Genomic DNA, 17,631 nt, shown 5'->3' with positions numbered 1-17,631 from the left:
TACGAACCCGGTAAACTTGCCGGGTTCAATTTTTCTTTCGCTCCGTAGTGGAATACGCCTCTCATGACAGAAAACATTCATCAACATCGCATTCTTATTCTGGATTTCGGTTCGCAATACACGCAGCTGGTGGCACGTCGCGTGCGTGAGCTGGGCGTATACTGCGAACTGTGGGCATGGGATGTCACCGAAGCGCAGATTCGCGAGTTCAACCCGAATGGCATCATCCTTTCCGGCGGCCCGGAAAGTACCACCGAGTTCAATAGCCCGCGCGCGCCGGAATATGTTTTCCAGGCAGGCGTGCCGGTACTGGGCGTATGCTACGGCATGCAGACTATGGCGATGCAACTGGGCGGCAAGGTAGAAGGCTCCAGCGAGCGTGAGTTCGGTTATGCGCAGGTGGAAGTCAAGACCAACAGCGCGCTGATCCGCGACATTCAGGATGCCGTCAGCGCTAGCGGCGCGCCGTTGCTGGATGTGTGGATGAGCCACGGCGACAAAGTCACCGCCATCCCGGCTGACTTCGTGACCGTTGCCAGCACCGACACCTGCCCGTATGCCATCATGGCTAACGAAGAAAAACGTTTTTACGGCGTGCAGTTCCACCCGGAAGTGACCCACACCCGTCAGGGCCAGCGTATGCTGGAGCGTTTTGTGCGCGACATCTGCCAGTGTGAGGCGCTGTGGACCCCGGCAAAAATCATCGACGACGCAGTTGAACGCATCCGCGTGCAGGTGGGTAAAGACAAGGTGATTCTCGGCCTGTCCGGCGGTGTCGATTCCTCGGTGACCGCATTGCTGTTGCACCGCGCCATCGGCGATCGCCTGACCTGCGTGTTCGTAGACAACGGTCTGCTGCGCCTGAACGAAGCCGAGCAGGTGATGGAGATGTTCGGCGATCAGTTCGGCCTGAACATTGTCCATGTGCCGGCGGAAGAGCGTTTCCTGTCCGCACTGGCGGGCATTGACGACCCGGAAGCCAAACGCAAAACCATCGGTCGCGTATTCGTGGACGTGTTCGACGAAGAAGCGGGTAAGCTGACCGACGTGAAATGGCTGGCGCAAGGCACCATCTATCCGGACGTGATCGAGTCCGCCGCTTCCGCCACCGGCAAAGCGCACGTCATCAAATCGCACCACAACGTCGGCGGTTTGCCGGACGACATGGCGCTGGGGCTGGTTGAGCCGCTGAAAGAGCTGTTCAAAGACGAAGTGCGCAAGATTGGTCTGGAACTGGGCCTGCCGTACAACATGCTGTACCGTCATCCGTTCCCGGGGCCGGGTTTGGGTGTGCGCGTACTGGGCGAAGTGAAGAAAGAGTACTGCGATCTGCTGCGCCGTGCTGACGCTATCTTCATCGAAGAGCTGCACAAAGCGGACCTGTACGACAAAGTCAGCCAGGCATTCACCGTGTTCCTGCCGGTGCGTTCCGTCGGCGTAATGGGCGACGGCCGCAAATACGACTGGGTCGTTTCACTGCGCGCGGTTGAAACCATCGACTTTATGACCGCGCACTGGGCGCACCTGCCGTACGAATTCCTCGGCCGCGTCTCCAACCGCATCATCAACGAAGTCGACGGGATTTCAAGGGTCGTCTATGACGTGTCCGGCAAGCCGCCGGCTACGATTGAGTGGGAATGATCCAAGTTTCTTCAGAAACAATCGCCAACTATCGAAAAATCACCACGACAGTTTGATTCTTCATTAAATTGATTGTGGTGACTATCGGTGGCTACCGCCAGTCAGCAGAACCGGCTGGCGGTAGAGGCGACGGTAAGCCAAAAGACCCGGATTAACACCCTGCCGTTGATGATTGATTCTGTTTCGGTCGTGACGGTAAAAATTCCCTCCCGAAGTTAGACGTGATGCGGCTTTCATTGCATCTTTAGACTTCCTGACCCCTGACGGTAACAACCGCCATTGAACAGGAGGAAAAACGTGATGCTCTCCGACGCCGCATTGCGTACTCTCAAGCCCAAAGCCAGTCCGTATAAGGTTTCCGACCGGAACGGCATGTATGTCATGGTATCGACTGCCGGTACCGTCACTCCCTGACAAGCGAGCCGTCCATTTCCTCTTGTGACATAGCATTGCGTTGACCTGGCGGTTTTAGTCTGGGCTTTGCTTTATTCCCCTATGCCATTTGACCGTCTGGCGTCCATCACACGATGCAAGTGAGTTTCTATCCAGTCGGTAAGAACCGACACCTGCTCTGCGGCCTCTGAACCTAGAGGCGTCAGGCTGTACTCGACATGAGGCGGCACGACTGGATAGGAAACACGGTGGATGAATCCATCCATCTCCAGGCATTGCAATGTTTGCGCCAGCATTTTTTCACTCACTTTGGGTGAACGCCGTCGCAGCTCACTAAAGCGCAGTGTGCTGCCGCGTAAAGCCAGCAGGATGAGTACCCCCCACAGACTCGTCATGTGCTTCAGTACTTCTCTTGAAGGGCAATCCACGGTCTGCAATTCGCCTCGACGGACTTGCTCTGATAATGAAGGTTGCAGGCCATCGGTCTGAAAAACTGGCAAATCACTCATATACTTACCTTTTTGTGCGTACTTTCTAAAAGTTAGTTAGGAATATACACTTGCGCCTCAGTCAAAACAACCACACAGGAACGCATCATGATTCTGGTTACCGGCGCCTCTGGCCATCTTGGTCAACGGGTGCTTCATCATCTTAGTGAAACACTTACCATTCCGATCTCCGGCATCGTTGCCGCCGGTCGTGTTGCTACGGTCACGGACGATTTCCAGCAAATCACCGGAATCGCCCCGCAAACTTTCAGCGACTGGCTGAATGCTAATCAAACCTGGTTGGGGGAGCTCTGACATGAAAGCAGTTGTTTCTAATGCAGCACGTGGACTTGATGGCTTGCGTATTGTGGAGATGGACGATCCGGGATTGCCAGGCTCGGGTGAAATCCGGGTCCGTATCCACGCCAGTTCGCTCAATTACCATGACCTCGGTGTCGTCAGTGGTCATATGCCGGTAGCGGATAACCGTATTCCCATGTCTGATGGGGCAGGTATCGTGGAGGCTGTCGGAGACGGCGTGACTGAATTTGCCGTGGGTGACCACGTGGTCTCAACGTTTTTCCCCCAATGGCTGGATGGAGTGCCCACCGTCGCAGGTTTTGCGACAACGCCGGGAGATGGTGTCGATGGCTTTGCGCGTGAATACGTCGTCATGCCAGCCACCGCTTTTACCCGCGCTCCTCTGGGTTACAGTCATGTTGAAGCGGCGACGCTGACCACCGCAGGCCTGACTGCCTGGCGTGCTCTGGTGGTTAATGGTCAGATCAAGGCTGGCGACAGCGTCCTCGTCATGGGTACGGGGGGCGTTTCAATCTTCGCGTTGCAGTTTGCCAAGGCGCTGGGCGCCACGGTCATTGCAACGTCGTCGTCCGATGAAAAGCTGGCCCGTGTGCAGCAGTTGGGAGCTGATCATCTGATCAACTACCGCAAAGACCCCGAGTGGGGGACGAGCGTACAGGCCATCACCAATGGGCGAGGCGTTGATCACGTTATTGAAGTTGGCGGTGCCGGAACCTTAACGCAATCCATCCAGGCTGGGCGTGTCGGTGGGCATATTGCCTTGATTGGCGTGTTGAGCGGCACTAACGGCGTGGTGCCGACTGCCGAGTTGCTGATTCGTCAGCAACGCCTGCAAGGGCTCATCGTTGGCAACCGTCAGCATCAACAGGATCTTGTGCGGGCGATTGACGTGATTGGCGTTAAGCCTGTCATCGATCGTACTTTCCCGCTGGCAAATATTGCCGATGCCTTCCGTTTGCAGCAGGCAGGCGGCCACTTTGGCAAGATTGTCCTTGAAATCTGATGGGCGTTACTGCAGTGAAACATTCGTTGATGAAAAAATGATCATCGCCATGTCGTTTGCCAGCCTGTTCAGTGGGGTAGCGCAAGCCGGTGAACCGCCGGCGTCGACAGTGTCTCCGTCAGTGAAAGCAAGTCAATCCGCTAGCAACAAGCAGCGCGTGACCGATTATATGCATGCCTTGTTTGTCGAGCGGGATCTGGGGAAGGTTGAAACGTTCTGGGGTAAGGAAATGATCCAGCACAATCCCACGATGATTTAAGCTTGGTGTAGAGTCAGACATTGATAAACTCACGTTTTTCCATCAATGAGTCAACTTTATGGCTACCTTGTTTTCAGCAGAATCCTTGCGGGGTATTACCAACTTTGTTATCGCGGCACAGTCCCGTAGTTTTACTGAAGCCGCCGAACACTTGGGCATTACCAAATCTGCGGTAGGAAAAAGCATCGCCCGGCTTGAAGAAAGACTGGGTACCCAGCTCTTTCACCGCTCCACGCGCAAGCTGAGCCTGACGAGTGATGGAGAGGCTTATCTGAAAAGTTGCCTGTCGGCGCTGGATATTCTGGACTCGGCTGAACACGCGCTGTGCAGAAAGCAGGAAGTGCCTGCCGGCTCGGTGCGTATAGACATGCCGGCCTCATTTGGCCGAAATCTGATGATGCCGGTGCTGCTGGATGTTCTGGCCCGCTATCCTGCTCTGCGGCTCATTCTTACTTTTAACGATCGGCTGATTGACCCGGTGGAGGAGGGGATTGACCTGATTCTGCGTCTGGGCGAACTGCAAAGTACCGATGAGCTGATTGCTCGGCGTCTCAGCAGACAGCGGCTCATTCTGTGCGCCGCGCCTGCCTACCTTGAACGCTACGGGGAACCTGCCGATGTGGAGTCCCTGAAAAAGCACAGCTGCATTATGGGATATCGGCGGGGCGCGCCGCTTGCCTGGCGTTTCAGGGCTGAAGACCAGCGGGAAATTCGTTTTGTGTCAGCTACGGCCCATGAGATCAGCGATGGGGATGCGAAACTTCAGGCCTGTCTGGCGGGCGCAGGAATAGCTCAGTTCCCGGAGGCTATGGTTATCCGGTATCTTGAGCAGAGCCTTCTCGTGCCTCTCCTGGCTGAATACACTCCCGAGCCCGTCGAACTGAACATCGTCTGGCCCAGAACAAAACACCTTTTCCCCAAGATACGGCTTATCGTCGATGAGCTACTTAAAAAAGCCGAAGACGGACACTTCGGACCGTTAAGGTAGAATTCATGTCTACACTCAGGCGATTTTTGGGATGTTTATCACCTTTACATAAACTTTTACTCTGTCATTTCCGTTGCTGCCTGCACCGATACGCAGGTTTACCGGTATGTCACCCCGCGTGTCGGTACAGGCAGTTTTTTTCTGAACAGGATATTTGTTATGCCATTAGCTCTTCTGGCTCTGGCGATAGGTGCATTCGGTATCGGAACCACTGAATTCATTATTGCCGGCCTTCTCCCCGTTATAGCCAAAGAATTTAGCGTCAGCATTCCCGTTGCCGGCAACCTGGCAACCGCCTATGCGTTGGGCGTGTTTGTTTTCGCCCCGGCACTGATTGTTTTGGGAGCCAAAGTACCGCGAAAAGCCATGCTCGTTTTTCTGATGCTGCTGTTTGTAGCGGGTAACCTCATCACCGCTTTTGCCCCTTCCATGAGCATGGCGATTCTAGGCAGGATCATCACCTCCATGACGCACGGCGCCTTCTTTGGTATTGGCTCAATTATCGCCGCAGACATGGTTGCGCCCTCTAAACGCGTCAGGGCAATCGCATTCATGTTTATGGGACTGACACTGGCTAACCTGATAGGCGTACCAGCCGGGACGTGGATTGGGCAGCACATTTCGTGGCGCGACTCTTTTATGGTTATCGCTGTTATCGGGGCCATAACGGCTATCAGCGTGGTTACGCTTATTCCGCATCAGCCCCGGCCGGAAAACCAGAATTTTGCCCAGGAGTTTTATGCATTTCGTAACGTCAACGTACTGCTGGCAATGGGGATCACCATTTTCGGACCGGGGGCTTTTTTCACCTCCGTAACCTACATCGCGCCGATGATGACCGAGCTGGCTGGATACCGTGAAAGCAGCCTGGCCTGGCTGATGCTGCTCTTCGGTTTGGGGCTGTTTGTCGGCAACCAACTGGGCGGGCGATATGCCGATCGCGCCTTAATGCCCATGCTTTACGTGACGCTGGCGGCGCAGGCGGTGGTGCTGGCGATTTTTACTTTCAGCGTTCACAGCCAGATAATCTCTGCTGTCTGTATTTTTCTGATGGCGGCTTTTGGGTTCGCGACCGTTTCGCCTATCCAGAAACTGGTCATGGATAAAGCCAGGGCAGCCGGTGCGCCGACTCTCGCATCTGCCGTCAATATTGGGCTTTTCAACCTCGGGAACGCCGTTGGCGCATGGCTTGGCGGAGCCGTCATCGCCGCCGGTTTTGGCTTGCAGTCACCGAACTGGGCCGGTGCCGTACTGTCTGCCATCGCGCTTATCCTTGCCGTTTTATCCGGCCTGACGGATAAAACAGGCCATACTGCCGAGCAGTGCTGAAGACGCCGCCGCAGAGGTTGTGATCACCGGGAAAGCAATGGCTTTCCCGCAGAACCCTGACATCGAATCCTCAATGGGATAATGCTGAGGCAGGCGCGATGACGCGGAACAGCAGGTCTCTTCTGAAAACCACCGCCGGAATCGCCACTCTGGCGCGCGCTGAAGAATATTGGCGCACATTGCATATCACCTGGCGCGGACTGCGAGTGTTCTGGCGCGTATTACGAGAGAGAATGTCCTCAGAGTTTGCCGGCTGACACGTGGCCGCCTGGCATGCATCACACTATGAGGAATTCATCATGCTCGACATCGATAAAACCAAACCCGTTATGGTGACCGGCGCAACGGGCTATGTCGCCGGCTGGCTCGTCAAACGCCTGTTGGAAGAAGGCGTCACCGTTCACGCCGCCGTGCGAGACCCGAACGATGTCCGGAAGATCGGGCATCTGAATGATATGGCGGCAGGCAAACCCGGTACGCTTCGCTTCTTCAAGGCGGATTTGCTTGAACCGGGGTCGTATGCGGAAGCCATGAAGGGGTGCGGTATCGTGTTTCATACCGCGTCCCCGTTTAAGCTCGATATTCGTAATCCCCAGAAAGAGCTGGTTGATCCGGCCCGGCTTGGGACGCGAAACGTGCTGGAAACCGTCAACAAGGTCGAGTCAGTCAGGCGTGTTGTCTTGACCAGCAGCTGCGCTGCGATTTACGGCGATAATGCCGATATCGAGAATACGCCGAATCACATTCTGACGGAGGAGATCTGGAATACCAGTTCGTCGCTGGAACATGTTCCCTATTCTTATTCCAAGACCGTCGCAGAGCGTGACGCCTGGGATATCACCACAAAACAGTTGCGCTGGGATTTGGTTGTCATCAATCCAAGCCTGGTTATCGGCCCGGGGACCAATCCGTATGGCACCTCGGAGAGTTTCAATGTGGTGCGACAGTTGGGGAACGGGCGAATGAAAGCCGGTATTCCCGATATCGGCTGTGGCGTGGTCGATGTGCGGGACCTGGCCGAAGCCCACCTGCGGGCGGCTTACCTGCCTGGCGCCAGAGGGCGGTTCATCATTTCCGGGCACAATACCTCGCTTCCGGAGATTGCCCGCGCGCTGCTGCCGAAATACCAGGCTTACCCCATTCCGCGCCGCATTCTGCCCAAATGGCTGGTCTGGCTGGTCGCCCCGCTGGCCGACAAGAGCACCACGCGTAAGTTCGTGTCCCGCAACGTTGGATATTCATGGCAGGCGGATACCAATAAGAGCGTTCGCGAGCTTATGATGGTTTACCGGCCGCTGCAAATATCAATTCAGGATATGTTTCAGCAGATGATCGATAGCAACCAGATTCCTGGGTATTAAGTGTCCGTTGTTTGGGGAGAGCAGAGATGAAACGCGCCACGCACTTTTACGTTCAGCCCGGCTGGCGATTGCTGATGTGTGATATGGGATTTAATCCCGATCATGTGCTGCGCTTGGCCGGCCTTCCGGCGGACTTGCTTTCCCGTAAGGAGGCAAGCATCACCGCCGCACAATATTTTCAGTTGTGGCAAGCCCTGGAGGATTCGGCCGGGGCGGTTGCGTTGCCGCTCAAGGTTGGGCAGGCGATTTCCGTCGAAGCCTTCGATCCTCCGATTTTCGCGAGCCTGTGCAGCCCCAATCTCAATGTCGCCATGCAACGCCTCTCTTCGTTCAAGAGACTTGTCGGTCCTTTGATCCTGACGGTCGATGTCGGCCCCGTACAGACATCCGTAACACTGGAGTGCTACGGGAACGAGGGGCAGATTCCGAAAAGTCTGGCGCTCGGCGAGCTGGTCTTCATCACGCAATTGGTCAGGCTGGGCACGCGTCATCGGGTGGTTCCGCGAGAGGTGATTCTGCCGGCTATTCCTGAGCGCCTTGATGACTATGTCGATTATTTTGGTGTATTGCCGCGCAAAGGGGCGGCGATCCGCGTCTCTTTTTCGCATCAGGATGGCGTCCGGCCGTTTCTTACCGAGAACGAGCCGATGTGGAAGCATTTCGAACCTGGCTTACGCAAGCGGTTGTCGTCTCTGGACGCGATGGCGACGATGCGCGACCGCGTCAAGGCGATGCTGCTTGAAAGTTTGCCTGCCGGAGAGTACTCGATAGAAGTCGTGGCAAAACGTCTGGCGATGAGTCGGCGCTCGTTGCAGCGGCAACTGAGCGAAGAATCGACCAGCTTCACCGAAGTTCTGAACCTCACCCGCCAGCAACTGGCGCAACATTACCTCGGTCACCTTAGTATTTCGCAAGGCGAAATTGCCTTTCTGCTCGGGTTTCGGGATGCCAACTCGTTTATCCGAGCCTTCAAGGTGTGGACTGGCGTGACCCCAGGGGAGTACCGGTATCGCGTGGCCGCTGATGCGGTAAAGACAACTTGATGCCTGTTCCAATACAGCGGCGGTAGCGAGATAGCCTCTTTTTTCACGGCTGGCGTCGGATGGTGTTCGTGAACCGATTCGCCCCTGTAGCCAGATCGTCTTATTTCATTCACAGGAGATTTATCATCAAGTCGGTATGCCATCCTCATGACATGCGTATTCCCCTGACGGCTCTGATTGAGGGATGTACCCGCTGGGTGCCGGACGAAGGGGAGGAGGTTACCGGAATTCCGGGGCTCAGTTTCTACCGGAGCCTGTGGCCGACCACGCCGCACGCCGGCATGTACGAAGCCAATCTTTCCATTGTGGTTCAGGGCCGCAAGCAAGTCGTGTTGGGTCAGGAGCCTTATGAGTACGATGCGTCCCACTTCCTGATTAACTCGCTTGAGCTTCCGGTGGTAGCCAGAGTGATTGAAGCCAGTCCGGAACAGCCCTATTTATCGTTGCTGCTGAATATTGATTTGGTCGTTGTGCGTCAGTTAATGGTGGATATGAACCTGCCGCTCGCGCTGACCCATTCTCCCGCGAAGGCAATAGGACTCGGCGCGACGTTTTTTGAACTGCTGGATGCGGTTTTACGGTTGGCGCGTCTTATCGATCGTCCGGACGATATTCCTGTGCTTTCCGGGCAGATTCAACGCGAGATCCTGTATCGGCTGTTAATTTCAGAACAAGGCCCGCGCCTTCGTCAGATGGCCTTTGCAGACAGTCATGGTTTCCAGATTGGGCAATCTATAGCCTGGCTCAAACAGCATTTTCGGGAACCGTTTCGCATAGAACAACTGGCTTCGGCGGCGGGGATGGCGGTGTCTACATTACACCACCATTTCCGTGCAACGGTCGGTATGACGCCTCTCCAGTATCAAAAACATCTTCGATTGCAGGAAGCACGGAGACTGATGCTGATTGAGGGAGCGGATGCCGGTACGGCGGCGATCCACGTGGGTTATGAAAGCCAGTCGCAATTTACGAGGGAGTACCGCCGTATGTTCGGCAATTCCCCCATGCAGGATATCAAGTCCCTGCGCCGATGACGCAATACCGATATTTTCCCGCCGCCAGAGGATCAGGCAAAAAATAGGCAGGATCGCGTTAACGGATTTGCGGGCGTTCTTTTAAAAATACAGGACATAGATGCAGCCGGGGATCTTACCGTCCGCTTCCATTTTATTACTGTGTAGATAAAGGAGCGCCTTATGCGTTACAACCGTCTCGGCAATACCGGTCTTCTTGTTTCCGAGTTAAGTCTTGGCACCATGACGTTTGGTCAAAGCCGGTGGGGCGATATTGGCGGCGTGGAACAGGACGTCGCGGATCGGATCATCAGGCGCGCGTTGGATGGCGGTATCAACGTGCTCGATACCGCCGACGTCTATTCGGACGGGCAATCTGAAATTATGACGGGGAGGTCGCTGCGGAATCTCGGCGTGCGGCGTGAGGACGTTATCATTGCCACTAAAACCTACGGTCCGGTCGGTGATGGCCCGAATGACCGGGGATCGTCAAGGGCGCATATCCTCGACAGCGTTACCGCCAGCCTCAAAAGACTGCAATTGGATTACATCGACCTCTATCAGCTCCACGGTTTCGATCCTCTGACGCCAATTGAGGAATCGCTGCTGGCACTCGACTATGTGGTCAGGCAGGGAATGGTTCGCTATGTCGGCGTCTCCAACTGGGCTGCCTGGCAAATGGCCACGGCCCTCGGCATTTCCGCCCGTCTCAACCTCACCAACATTACCGCGGTACAGGCTTATTACTCGCTGGTTGGCCGTGAACTTGAACATGAGATTACGCCATTTCTCGAATCGACAGGGATGGGGCTGATTGTCTGGAGCCCGCTGGCAGGCGGTTTGCTGAGCGGCAAGTTTGGCCGCGACGTCAGTGCGGGAGAAGGAAGCCGCCGCAACACGATGGCGTTTCCGCCGGTAGAGACGGAACGGGCTTATGACATCATTGATGTACTTCGGTCTATTGCGGATGCCCGTTCTGTCTCAGTGGCGCAAGTGGCGTTGTCCTGGCTTCTCCATCGCCTGACCGTCACCACCGTGCTGATTGGTGCAAAAAGCGTCGGGCAGCTTGAGGATAATCTCGGCGCAACCGACCTTGTTCTCTCAGCCGAAGAGCTGGCGGTGCTTGACGACGCCAGCCGGTTACCGCTGATCTACCCTCGCTGGATGAATGAGGTCTACAACGTGGATCGCTTTAATCAATTCTGGAAAGTCGCCGCTGAGCGCAGGACGCGGTAGCGTAGTCGGGCATTGCAGCACGACGCGCTATTTTTTGAACCATCACCTTGTCCTTCAGGCTTTGCCGGCTGCCGACAGGGTCGGATAGTCGGTGTAGCCCTGCGCGTGGCCGCCAAAGAAGGTGTTGCGATCCGCATCGTTCATCGGCGCATGGGCACGCAGGCGTTCGACGAAATCCGGGTTCGCCAGCACCATCTGTCCGTAGGATTCCATATCCGCCAGCCCCGACGACAGGTCGGCGCCAATCTGTTCGCGCGCTCGCCCAGGACGATTCAGAATCAGCGGCTGTCGCCAGCGTTGGCGAATATCCGCCAGCAGCGCTTCATTGCCTTGATCCATGATATGCAGGTACGCCAGTCCCAGTTGGTTGAGCTCAGTGACCAGATAGCGATAAAGCGCCGGTCCTTCTTCCCCTTCATCGATACCCCATAACGCGGTGCCGGGCGACAGACGAATGGCGGTTCTGTCCGCACCGATTTCATCGGCAATCGCCGCCGCCACTTCGAGAGCAAAACGAGCCCGGTTTTCGATGGCGCCGCCATACTCATCAGTGCGGGTGTTGGCGTTTGGCGCAAAGAACTGTTGGATCAGGTAGGCGTTTGCACCGTGGATCTCGACGCCGTCAGCGCCGGCGTCGATCGCCCGGCGGGCGGCAAAACGGAAATCAGCCACGGTTTGGCGCACTTCCGCGGTAGTCAGCGCGCGTGGAGCGGGAATGTCCTGCATCCCTTTGGCCGTGAACATCGGCGCGCCCGGCGCAATGGCGGAGGGGGCTACGCTCTGACGGTGGTGTGGAGTGTTGTCGGGATGCGACATGCGTCCTGCATGCATCAGCTGAATGAAGAGACATCCCCCGTTATTGTGGACTGCGGAGATCACGTCGCGCCAGCCTGCGACATGCGCCTCAGTGTAGATGCCCGGCGTGGTCAGGTAGCCCTGTCCGTCATCGGAAGGCTGCGTTCCTTCGGTGATGATCAGACCGATACTGGCGCGCTGAGCGTAGTATTCCGCCGCCAGACGGCCTGGAGAGCCGTCATATTCCGCACGGCTGCGGGTCATCGGCGCCATGACCAGACGGTTTTTCAGGGTGTAGCGACCAAGCTGGGTGGGGGTAAATAACAAACTCATGTGAATTCCTTCTTCGGTGGCTTATTGGCGGCTTCGGTAGTGGGATGCGCGCGCTATGTTGTGACAACTGAACGCTGTGACAACTGAATGCTGTGACGACTAGTGATCTACAGGCGCATCATCGGCGAAAAATATGTCGGGATAAATTGGGTAAAATGGAAAACATTGATCCAATAATGGGATAATAAGATGGCGCTTCTCAATGACATGGCACTGTTTGTCGACGTGGTGAAAGCCATGAGCTTTCGGCGCGCATCTGAGGCGACAGGGGTGCCGACCTCAACATTGTCCCGGCGTATCAGTACGCTGGAAAAGCAGATAGGATTGCGGCTGTTACACCGCACGACACGCAGGATCGAGTTAACGGAATCCGGCCAAATCTATTACGAGCGGTGTCGCCGTATTGTCGAAGAAGCGCAGCTGGCGCATGAACAACTGGGCGAGATTCTGGCTCAGCCCAACGGCGTGCTACGGGCTTCTTTGCCGGTGGATTTCGCCATTACCTATATGGCGCCGCTGATGGTTGAGTTTGCCGCCCAATACCCGGGCATAACCTTTGAGTTTGATCTGACTCCCCGGCGGGTTGATCTTGTGGCGGAGCCTTTTGACGTCGCCATTCGTATCGGAGAGCAAAAGGATTCGAACCTGATTGCTCGCCAGCTCGCGAGTCTGCCGGCTTACCTGTATGCCTCGCCCCGCTATCTGGCGGCGTCCGGCGAGCCGTCGCATCCGTATGAACTCGGGCGGCATGAATGTCTGGGGTTTCCGAAAAATGGCCTGTGGAATTTGAATCATCCCGCAACGGCGGAAAATGCCGAAGTGACGGTAAGCGGGAGATTTGTGCTCAATAACGTCGGTATGATCCGGCGTCTTGCCGTATTTGGTCAGGGGATTGTGCTGTTGCCGGAGGAAGTGGTCGCCGAGGATGTGGCTATGGGGCAACTGCAACGTATATTGCCGCAATGGCAGGGGGCGCCGGTATCCGTCTATGCGCTGACCGAAACACGGCTGTTGCCGGCGAAAACGCAGCGTTTCATTGAATTCCTGCGGGAACGGCTGGGAACGGGCTCAGCCAAAAAATCCAGATAATGAAGCGAAATACCGCGACCTGATGCTGATTCCTGCCCGGTTGCACATCAACGGCAACCGGGATTACATCGCTTCTGACGGGGTTCGACGGTTTTATCGCGCAACCGCGTCGCCCCGATTTAAGACTGTCAGAAATAGATTATTTCTCAATCAGGCTGGGGATGAGGACGTTCGGATTGACATCCTCAGCGTAATCCACCCCGTCAATGTTAAAACCAAACAGCCGCAGAAATTCCTCTTTATAACCGGCAAAGTCGGTGACCTGATAAAGATTATCGGCAGTCACATTGTGCCAGTGTTGGTTGACGTAAGCCTGAATGTCCGTGGCCAGTTCTTTATAGTCGGTACGCAGGCGGCCTTCGGCGTCAATAATGGGGGAGGCGCTATACAGCGAATCGCTGAAAAGCCCGTAAATCTGTTCGATGCATCCCTCATGCGTTCCCTTTTCTTTCATCACTTTGAAAAGTAATGACAAGTAAAGCGGCATGATGGGGATCGCCGAGCTGGCCTGGGTGACGACGGCCTTCAGTACGGATACGTAGGCATCCCCACCGATATCAGCTAATGTTTCTCGGATATTTAATACTTTTTTATCCAGGTCTTTTTTAGCGGCGCCGATTGAACCATTCCAGTAGATGGCATGCGTGATGTCCGCGCCAAGATAGGTAAACGCCGTTGTTTTGGCGCCATGAGCCAATACGCCGGCTTCGTTGAGCGCGCTTATCCACATTTGCCAGTCTTCGCCCCCCATCACCGCTACCGTATTCTCGATCTCTTCCGCGGTTGCCGCTTCGAGCGCGAATTCTTTCACCAGTTCTTTGTCGGTATCAATGCCCGGTAAACGAATGTCGGCTCCGATCGGTTTTAACACGGATGAATAGACCTGACCGGTTTTGGGGTGGGTACGTCTGGGCGCGGCGAGGCTGTAAATCACCAAATCGACCTGGCCGAGGTCACGTTTAATGGTGTCGATGGTTAACGTTTTTATCTCATCGGAAAACGCATCGCCGTTGATGCTTTTGGCATAAAGCCCTTTCTCGTGGGCAAACTTTTCAAACGCAGCGGTGTTATACCACCCTGCGGTTCCCGGTTTACTCTCGCTTCCCGGGCGTTCAAATGCGATGCCGAGGGTGTCCGCACCGGCGCCAAATGCGGCGGTGATGCGCGCCGCCAGGCCATATCCGGTAGAGGCGCCGATAATCAGCACCTTTTTGGGGCCATTCGCGACGGGATTATTGGCGGTGACATAATCGATTTGCTGTTTGACGTTGGCTTCACATCCAGCTGGATGGGCGGTAATGCAGATGAAACCTTTAATCCGTGGTTTGATAACCATAGATATTCTCCTGAGTAATTTAGATATTGTCTTATCACTAAAAAAGAAACCGACAGTCGCCATGCTTACAGCCTGGTGATAAACAGGGGTTCTTTATTTTGGTATGGGCATAACCGGTTGATTTGGAAACAAGCGCCTCGCGCTGAATCATGTCTGTCGTGGTGGCGCTGAAACTATCGGTCAGGAATATTTTGCGCGCGGCTTCCAGAACGTGCTGCGCTTTAGGACGACGCTCGCCGTGATTGGCCCGTGTATCAACGCCATGTAGATTGGCTGCATCGGTTTGCATACTGGGGGTTTCCATTCTGCCCTCTCAGAGCGTTGAACACGGATAATTGACCACGGACAGTTGAACATGACTAGCTGAACACGGAATTTCCGGATCGTACCGTACCGTTTAGTTCGATTCAATGCGTGCAGCGCTATAGCGATACGACTGGGGCGAGGCAATCGTAAAGAAAAGGGGAATTATTTTTTATAAATCAGACTACTGCCGGATATCGCTCCGGTTGCTACAGGAGCAATACCGCTGCGTGAATCGCGGTGGCGGCGGTAAGTCGCTTGGGAAAACCACCGCTCGTATTTCCTGTCGCCCGTTCTGCTTCGGCTGCTGCGGTTGTGGTTAGACAGCGCGGCGCGATAGGCTTAATCTGCTTTAATTCCCCCGCGTTTCATGGAGAAACCCCATCAATGCACTACCTCAAAGTCGTGGGCTTCGTTTTTATCGGCGTGTTGATCCTGTCGTTTGGACAAAGCCTGGCGCAGGCCACGTGGGGCACAGAACGAGTATCCGGAAAAAACATCTGGGCGTCGCGGCGCGATTCGGCCGGCGTGGCGCCGGATCCGGCGGCTTTACGCGATACCGCGATCGTACAGGTTTATACCGCGCCCACCTACGGCTGGCGCGGGCTGGTGGCGGTTCACCCCTGGATCATCGTCAAACAAGCCGGGGAAACCCGCTACCAGCGTTACGAGGTGATCGGCTGGGGCGGCGATGATGTGATCCGCCGTAACTATACCGTCCCTGACGGATTCTGGTTTGGTTCAACGCCGCGGTTGCTGGTTGAACACCGCGGGGCAAGCGCGGCAGAGATGATCCCGAAGATAGAGGCGGCGATCAAAAGTTACCCCTGGCCGCATACCTATCACGCCTGGCCCGGCCCCAACAGCAATACCTTTATGGCGCATATCGGCCGGGAAGTGCCGGAACTGAAGCTGGATCTGCCAGCCAACGCCATCGGTAAGGATTTTCGGGCGTTAACGCATCCGGTTGGGTTGCCGCCCTCGGGAAGAGGTGTGCAGGTGTCGTTGCTGGGCGTACTGGGCCTGACGCTGGGCGTGGAGGAGGGCGTTGAAGTCAACATTCTGGGGGCCAACCTGGGGGTGGATTTCAACCCGCCGGCGCTGCGTTTGCCGTTTATCGGCCGCCTGGGGTATGACAATACCAAAACGCACGAAGGGTGACCGTCATGCCTGACCCAGAATGTATCCACCGACAATATGTGGATACATTCGCGTTCAGCTCCGATTCGGCATACGTATCAGGACGCTTTTTTAGGGGTACTGAACCAGCGTCCCCCCAACCATTTCAATGATTTTGTTACGGTCATCCTTACCCGACGACGTATAGTAGCGGTCAGCAAACCAGCGCTGCTTACCTGTGCCATGCGCAAATTCCTGTGTGACTTCTGCATCGTTTTTCATGACCCCATTGATGACAATACCCAAGCTGACGCAAATACCATCGGGCACCTGACTGCCAGCGCGGGGGGGTAATCCATGAGTACGATAAATGATCCGGCAATTTGCGAGGCCGTTGGGGTTAAATTGCGACACGCTGACGCCAGTGGCGGCTCCCCGATTAACCAGTCTTTGTAGCACCGCTTCATACCCTGCGTGCCACATGTTGACGTTATGGGATATTGGGGTCAGATAGGCGGCGTGGTTGCTTTGCCCGCCGCATTCGCCATTGACCAAATGGCCCTGAATCCAAATTGAGTTGTCCGGCGCGGGGTTTGCAGGCATCCAGCCATTCAGACCGGAGGGATTGTTCCAGTCCGGGGGGACTAAACTGGCCTGATTGACATAAATCAGTTGCCCCCAGGTTCCATAGTGATTAATGACGGGGCCAAACTGGTAACTATGTACGCCGCCGCCCAGATTGCTACCAAACGCCTGGCCTGATTGATCCGCCCAGCCGTTGATATTGCCATTATCCATCACATTATCAGCATCACCGGTATACCAGCCATTGATTGGCATTGTTTACTCCATAACACCTAAGGTGTGAATTGTGGATTGGAGATGTGACTCTATCGGCGAACGGGGGAAGAAACCTGGGCGGGATGATGGACAATAGCGCGGTATTTATTTTCTGCGCCTTATTATTACCCGATGGCGTCATACCGACTTCACGCGGGTTCTAGCCAATAAAAAATCATTTTTAATGAATAACTAAGCGTTGGCTTATAGATCTGGATCATCTTTTCCCACAGGCAACGCGATTATGTTGGTCATTCCGCCTCGTCGGACGTGAGGTAAATCGGGGCGGAAAACCACAGAATTCAATCGCCAAAGGGAGGGAACATGCTGGATCATTTGAGTATTCCGGTGTCGGATCTGCGTCGTAGCCGGCGGTTTTATGAACAGGCGTTAAAGCCATTAGGGTATGAGCAGGTCAAAGACATGAAATTCGCCGTTAGTTTCGGCGTGTTGATGGGGTACGGCCAGTCTTCCGATCCTGGCGGTGAATTCTGGATTTTTCAGGGCGAGGTAGCGTCGCGTCCGCCGGTGCATTTTGCCTTCAGCGCAGAATCAAGAGCGGAGGTGGATGCGTTTTTCGCCGCGGCGGTGGCGGCGGGCGGCGAGGATAATGGCCAGCCCGGCGTGCGGGCCAAATACCATCCTGATTACTACGCCGCCTTTGTGCGCGACCCGGACGGTTACAACATCGAAGCGGTGTATCACCGGGCGCCGTAACGGGTAGATGGCCTGCTGCAGGCA

At 55.4% G+C, this 17,631-nt stretch carries 18 protein-coding genes; 13 read left to right on the top strand and 5 right to left on the bottom strand.

Features of this window, described 5'->3' with window-relative positions; all coding sequences use genetic code 11:
• The first annotated feature begins 63 nt into the window (after window positions 1–63).
• The gene (gene guaA, locus CPA59_RS16465; protein WP_038666867.1) at window positions 64–1,641 is read left to right on the top strand and encodes a glutamine-hydrolyzing GMP synthase; all 1,578 of its coding nucleotides are present in this window, start codon (window positions 64–66) and stop codon (window positions 1,639–1,641) included.
• A 485-nt stretch (window positions 1,642–2,126) separates the two neighbouring features.
• On the opposite strand, the gene CPA59_RS16455 is transcribed toward guaA, so the two are convergent.
• Window positions 2,127–2,543 carry a helix-turn-helix domain-containing protein gene (locus tag CPA59_RS16455; protein WP_049842601.1) on the bottom strand — a complete coding sequence of 139 codons (417 nt, stop codon included), beginning with the start codon at window positions 2,541–2,543 and terminating at the stop codon, window positions 2,127–2,129.
• Between the two features lie 87 nt (window positions 2,544–2,630).
• Here CPA59_RS16455 and CPA59_RS16450 point away from each other — a divergent pair, with 87 nt between their 5' ends.
• From CPA59_RS16450 to CPA59_RS16410, 9 genes are all read left to right on the top strand, one after another.
• Window positions 2,631–2,837: a hypothetical protein gene (locus tag CPA59_RS16450; RefSeq protein WP_107760119.1), complete on the top strand. Its 207-nt coding sequence runs from the start codon at window positions 2,631–2,633 to the stop codon at window positions 2,835–2,837.
• A 1-nt stretch (window position 2,838) separates the two neighbouring features.
• A complete protein-coding gene (locus tag CPA59_RS16445; protein WP_038919842.1) occupies window positions 2,839–3,846 on the top strand; it encodes an NAD(P)-dependent alcohol dehydrogenase in 1,008 nt (335 codons plus the stop codon).
• Complete coding sequence (locus CPA59_RS16440) at window positions 3,821–4,105, top strand: hypothetical protein (protein WP_159077956.1); 285 nt, start codon at window positions 3,821–3,823, stop codon at window positions 4,103–4,105. The genes CPA59_RS16445 and CPA59_RS16440 overlap by 26 nt, the downstream gene beginning before the upstream one ends.
• Window positions 4,106–4,163: 58 nt before the next feature.
• Window positions 4,164–5,093, top strand: a complete 930-nt coding sequence (locus CPA59_RS16435) for a LysR family transcriptional regulator (protein ID WP_107760114.1) — start codon at window positions 4,164–4,166, stop codon at window positions 5,091–5,093.
• Window positions 5,094–5,252: 159 nt separating this feature from the next.
• The gene (locus CPA59_RS16430) at window positions 5,253–6,422 is read left to right on the top strand and encodes an MFS transporter (RefSeq protein ID WP_038919839.1); all 1,170 of its coding nucleotides are present in this window, start codon (window positions 5,253–5,255) and stop codon (window positions 6,420–6,422) included.
• 299 nt (window positions 6,423–6,721) lie between these two features.
• The gene (locus CPA59_RS16425) at window positions 6,722–7,783 is read left to right on the top strand and encodes an NAD-dependent epimerase/dehydratase family protein (RefSeq protein WP_100849956.1); all 1,062 of its coding nucleotides are present in this window, start codon (window positions 6,722–6,724) and stop codon (window positions 7,781–7,783) included.
• 26 nt (window positions 7,784–7,809) lie between these two features.
• A complete protein-coding gene (locus CPA59_RS16420; protein WP_049842600.1) occupies window positions 7,810–8,826 on the top strand; it encodes an AraC family transcriptional regulator in 1,017 nt (338 codons plus the stop codon).
• Between the two features lie 152 nt (window positions 8,827–8,978).
• Complete coding sequence (locus CPA59_RS16415) at window positions 8,979–9,860, top strand: AraC family transcriptional regulator (RefSeq protein WP_107760112.1); 882 nt, start codon at window positions 8,979–8,981, stop codon at window positions 9,858–9,860.
• Window positions 9,861–10,022: 162 nt separating this feature from the next.
• Window positions 10,023–11,075, top strand: a complete 1,053-nt coding sequence (locus CPA59_RS16410) for an aldo/keto reductase (protein WP_107760109.1) — start codon at window positions 10,023–10,025, stop codon at window positions 11,073–11,075.
• 54 nt (window positions 11,076–11,129) lie between these two features.
• Here the strand turns inward: CPA59_RS16410 and CPA59_RS16405 are convergent, their stop codons facing one another.
• Window positions 11,130–12,203, bottom strand: coding sequence for an alkene reductase (locus tag CPA59_RS16405; RefSeq protein ID WP_107760107.1), 1,074 nt, complete (start codon window positions 12,201–12,203; stop codon window positions 11,130–11,132).
• 189 nt (window positions 12,204–12,392) lie between these two features.
• On the opposite strand from CPA59_RS16405, the gene CPA59_RS16400 reads away from it, so the two are divergent.
• Window positions 12,393–13,292: a LysR family transcriptional regulator gene (locus tag CPA59_RS16400; RefSeq protein WP_049854870.1), complete on the top strand. Its 900-nt coding sequence runs from the start codon at window positions 12,393–12,395 to the stop codon at window positions 13,290–13,292.
• Between the two features lie 139 nt (window positions 13,293–13,431).
• On the opposite strand, the gene fabV is transcribed toward CPA59_RS16400, so the two are convergent.
• Together fabV and CPA59_RS23200 are read right to left on the bottom strand one after the other, a co-directional pair.
• Window positions 13,432–14,628, bottom strand: coding sequence for an enoyl-ACP reductase FabV (gene fabV, locus CPA59_RS16395; protein ID WP_107760105.1), 1,197 nt, complete (start codon window positions 14,626–14,628; stop codon window positions 13,432–13,434).
• Window positions 14,629–14,665: 37 nt separating this feature from the next.
• A complete protein-coding gene (locus CPA59_RS23200; protein ID WP_107760103.1) occupies window positions 14,666–14,917 on the bottom strand; it encodes a TetR/AcrR family transcriptional regulator in 252 nt (83 codons plus the stop codon).
• 401 nt (window positions 14,918–15,318) lie between these two features.
• Here CPA59_RS23200 and CPA59_RS16385 point away from each other — a divergent pair, with 401 nt between their 5' ends.
• Window positions 15,319–16,092, top strand: a complete 774-nt coding sequence (locus tag CPA59_RS16385) for a DUF3750 domain-containing protein (protein WP_038919832.1) — start codon at window positions 15,319–15,321, stop codon at window positions 16,090–16,092.
• 90 nt (window positions 16,093–16,182) lie between these two features.
• On the opposite strand, the gene CPA59_RS16380 is transcribed toward CPA59_RS16385, so the two are convergent.
• Window positions 16,183–16,890 carry a hypothetical protein gene (locus CPA59_RS16380; RefSeq protein WP_049854872.1) on the bottom strand — a complete coding sequence of 236 codons (708 nt, stop codon included), beginning with the start codon at window positions 16,888–16,890 and terminating at the stop codon, window positions 16,183–16,185.
• A 324-nt stretch (window positions 16,891–17,214) separates the two neighbouring features.
• Here CPA59_RS16380 and CPA59_RS16375 point away from each other — a divergent pair, with 324 nt between their 5' ends.
• On the top strand, window positions 17,215–17,607 hold the full coding sequence (locus CPA59_RS16375; protein ID WP_038919829.1) for a VOC family protein: 393 nt from the start codon (window positions 17,215–17,217) through the stop codon (window positions 17,605–17,607).
• Window positions 17,608–17,631 lie beyond the last annotated feature (24 nt).

The sequence above is a fragment of the Dickeya sp. Secpp 1600 genome, assembly GCF_003049805.1.
In the GTDB taxonomy this organism is placed as follows: domain Bacteria; phylum Pseudomonadota; class Gammaproteobacteria; order Enterobacterales; family Enterobacteriaceae; genus Dickeya; species Dickeya fangzhongdai.
The sequence above is the reverse complement of the archived record's forward strand: the minus strand, read 5'-3'. Positions and strand labels throughout refer to the sequence as shown.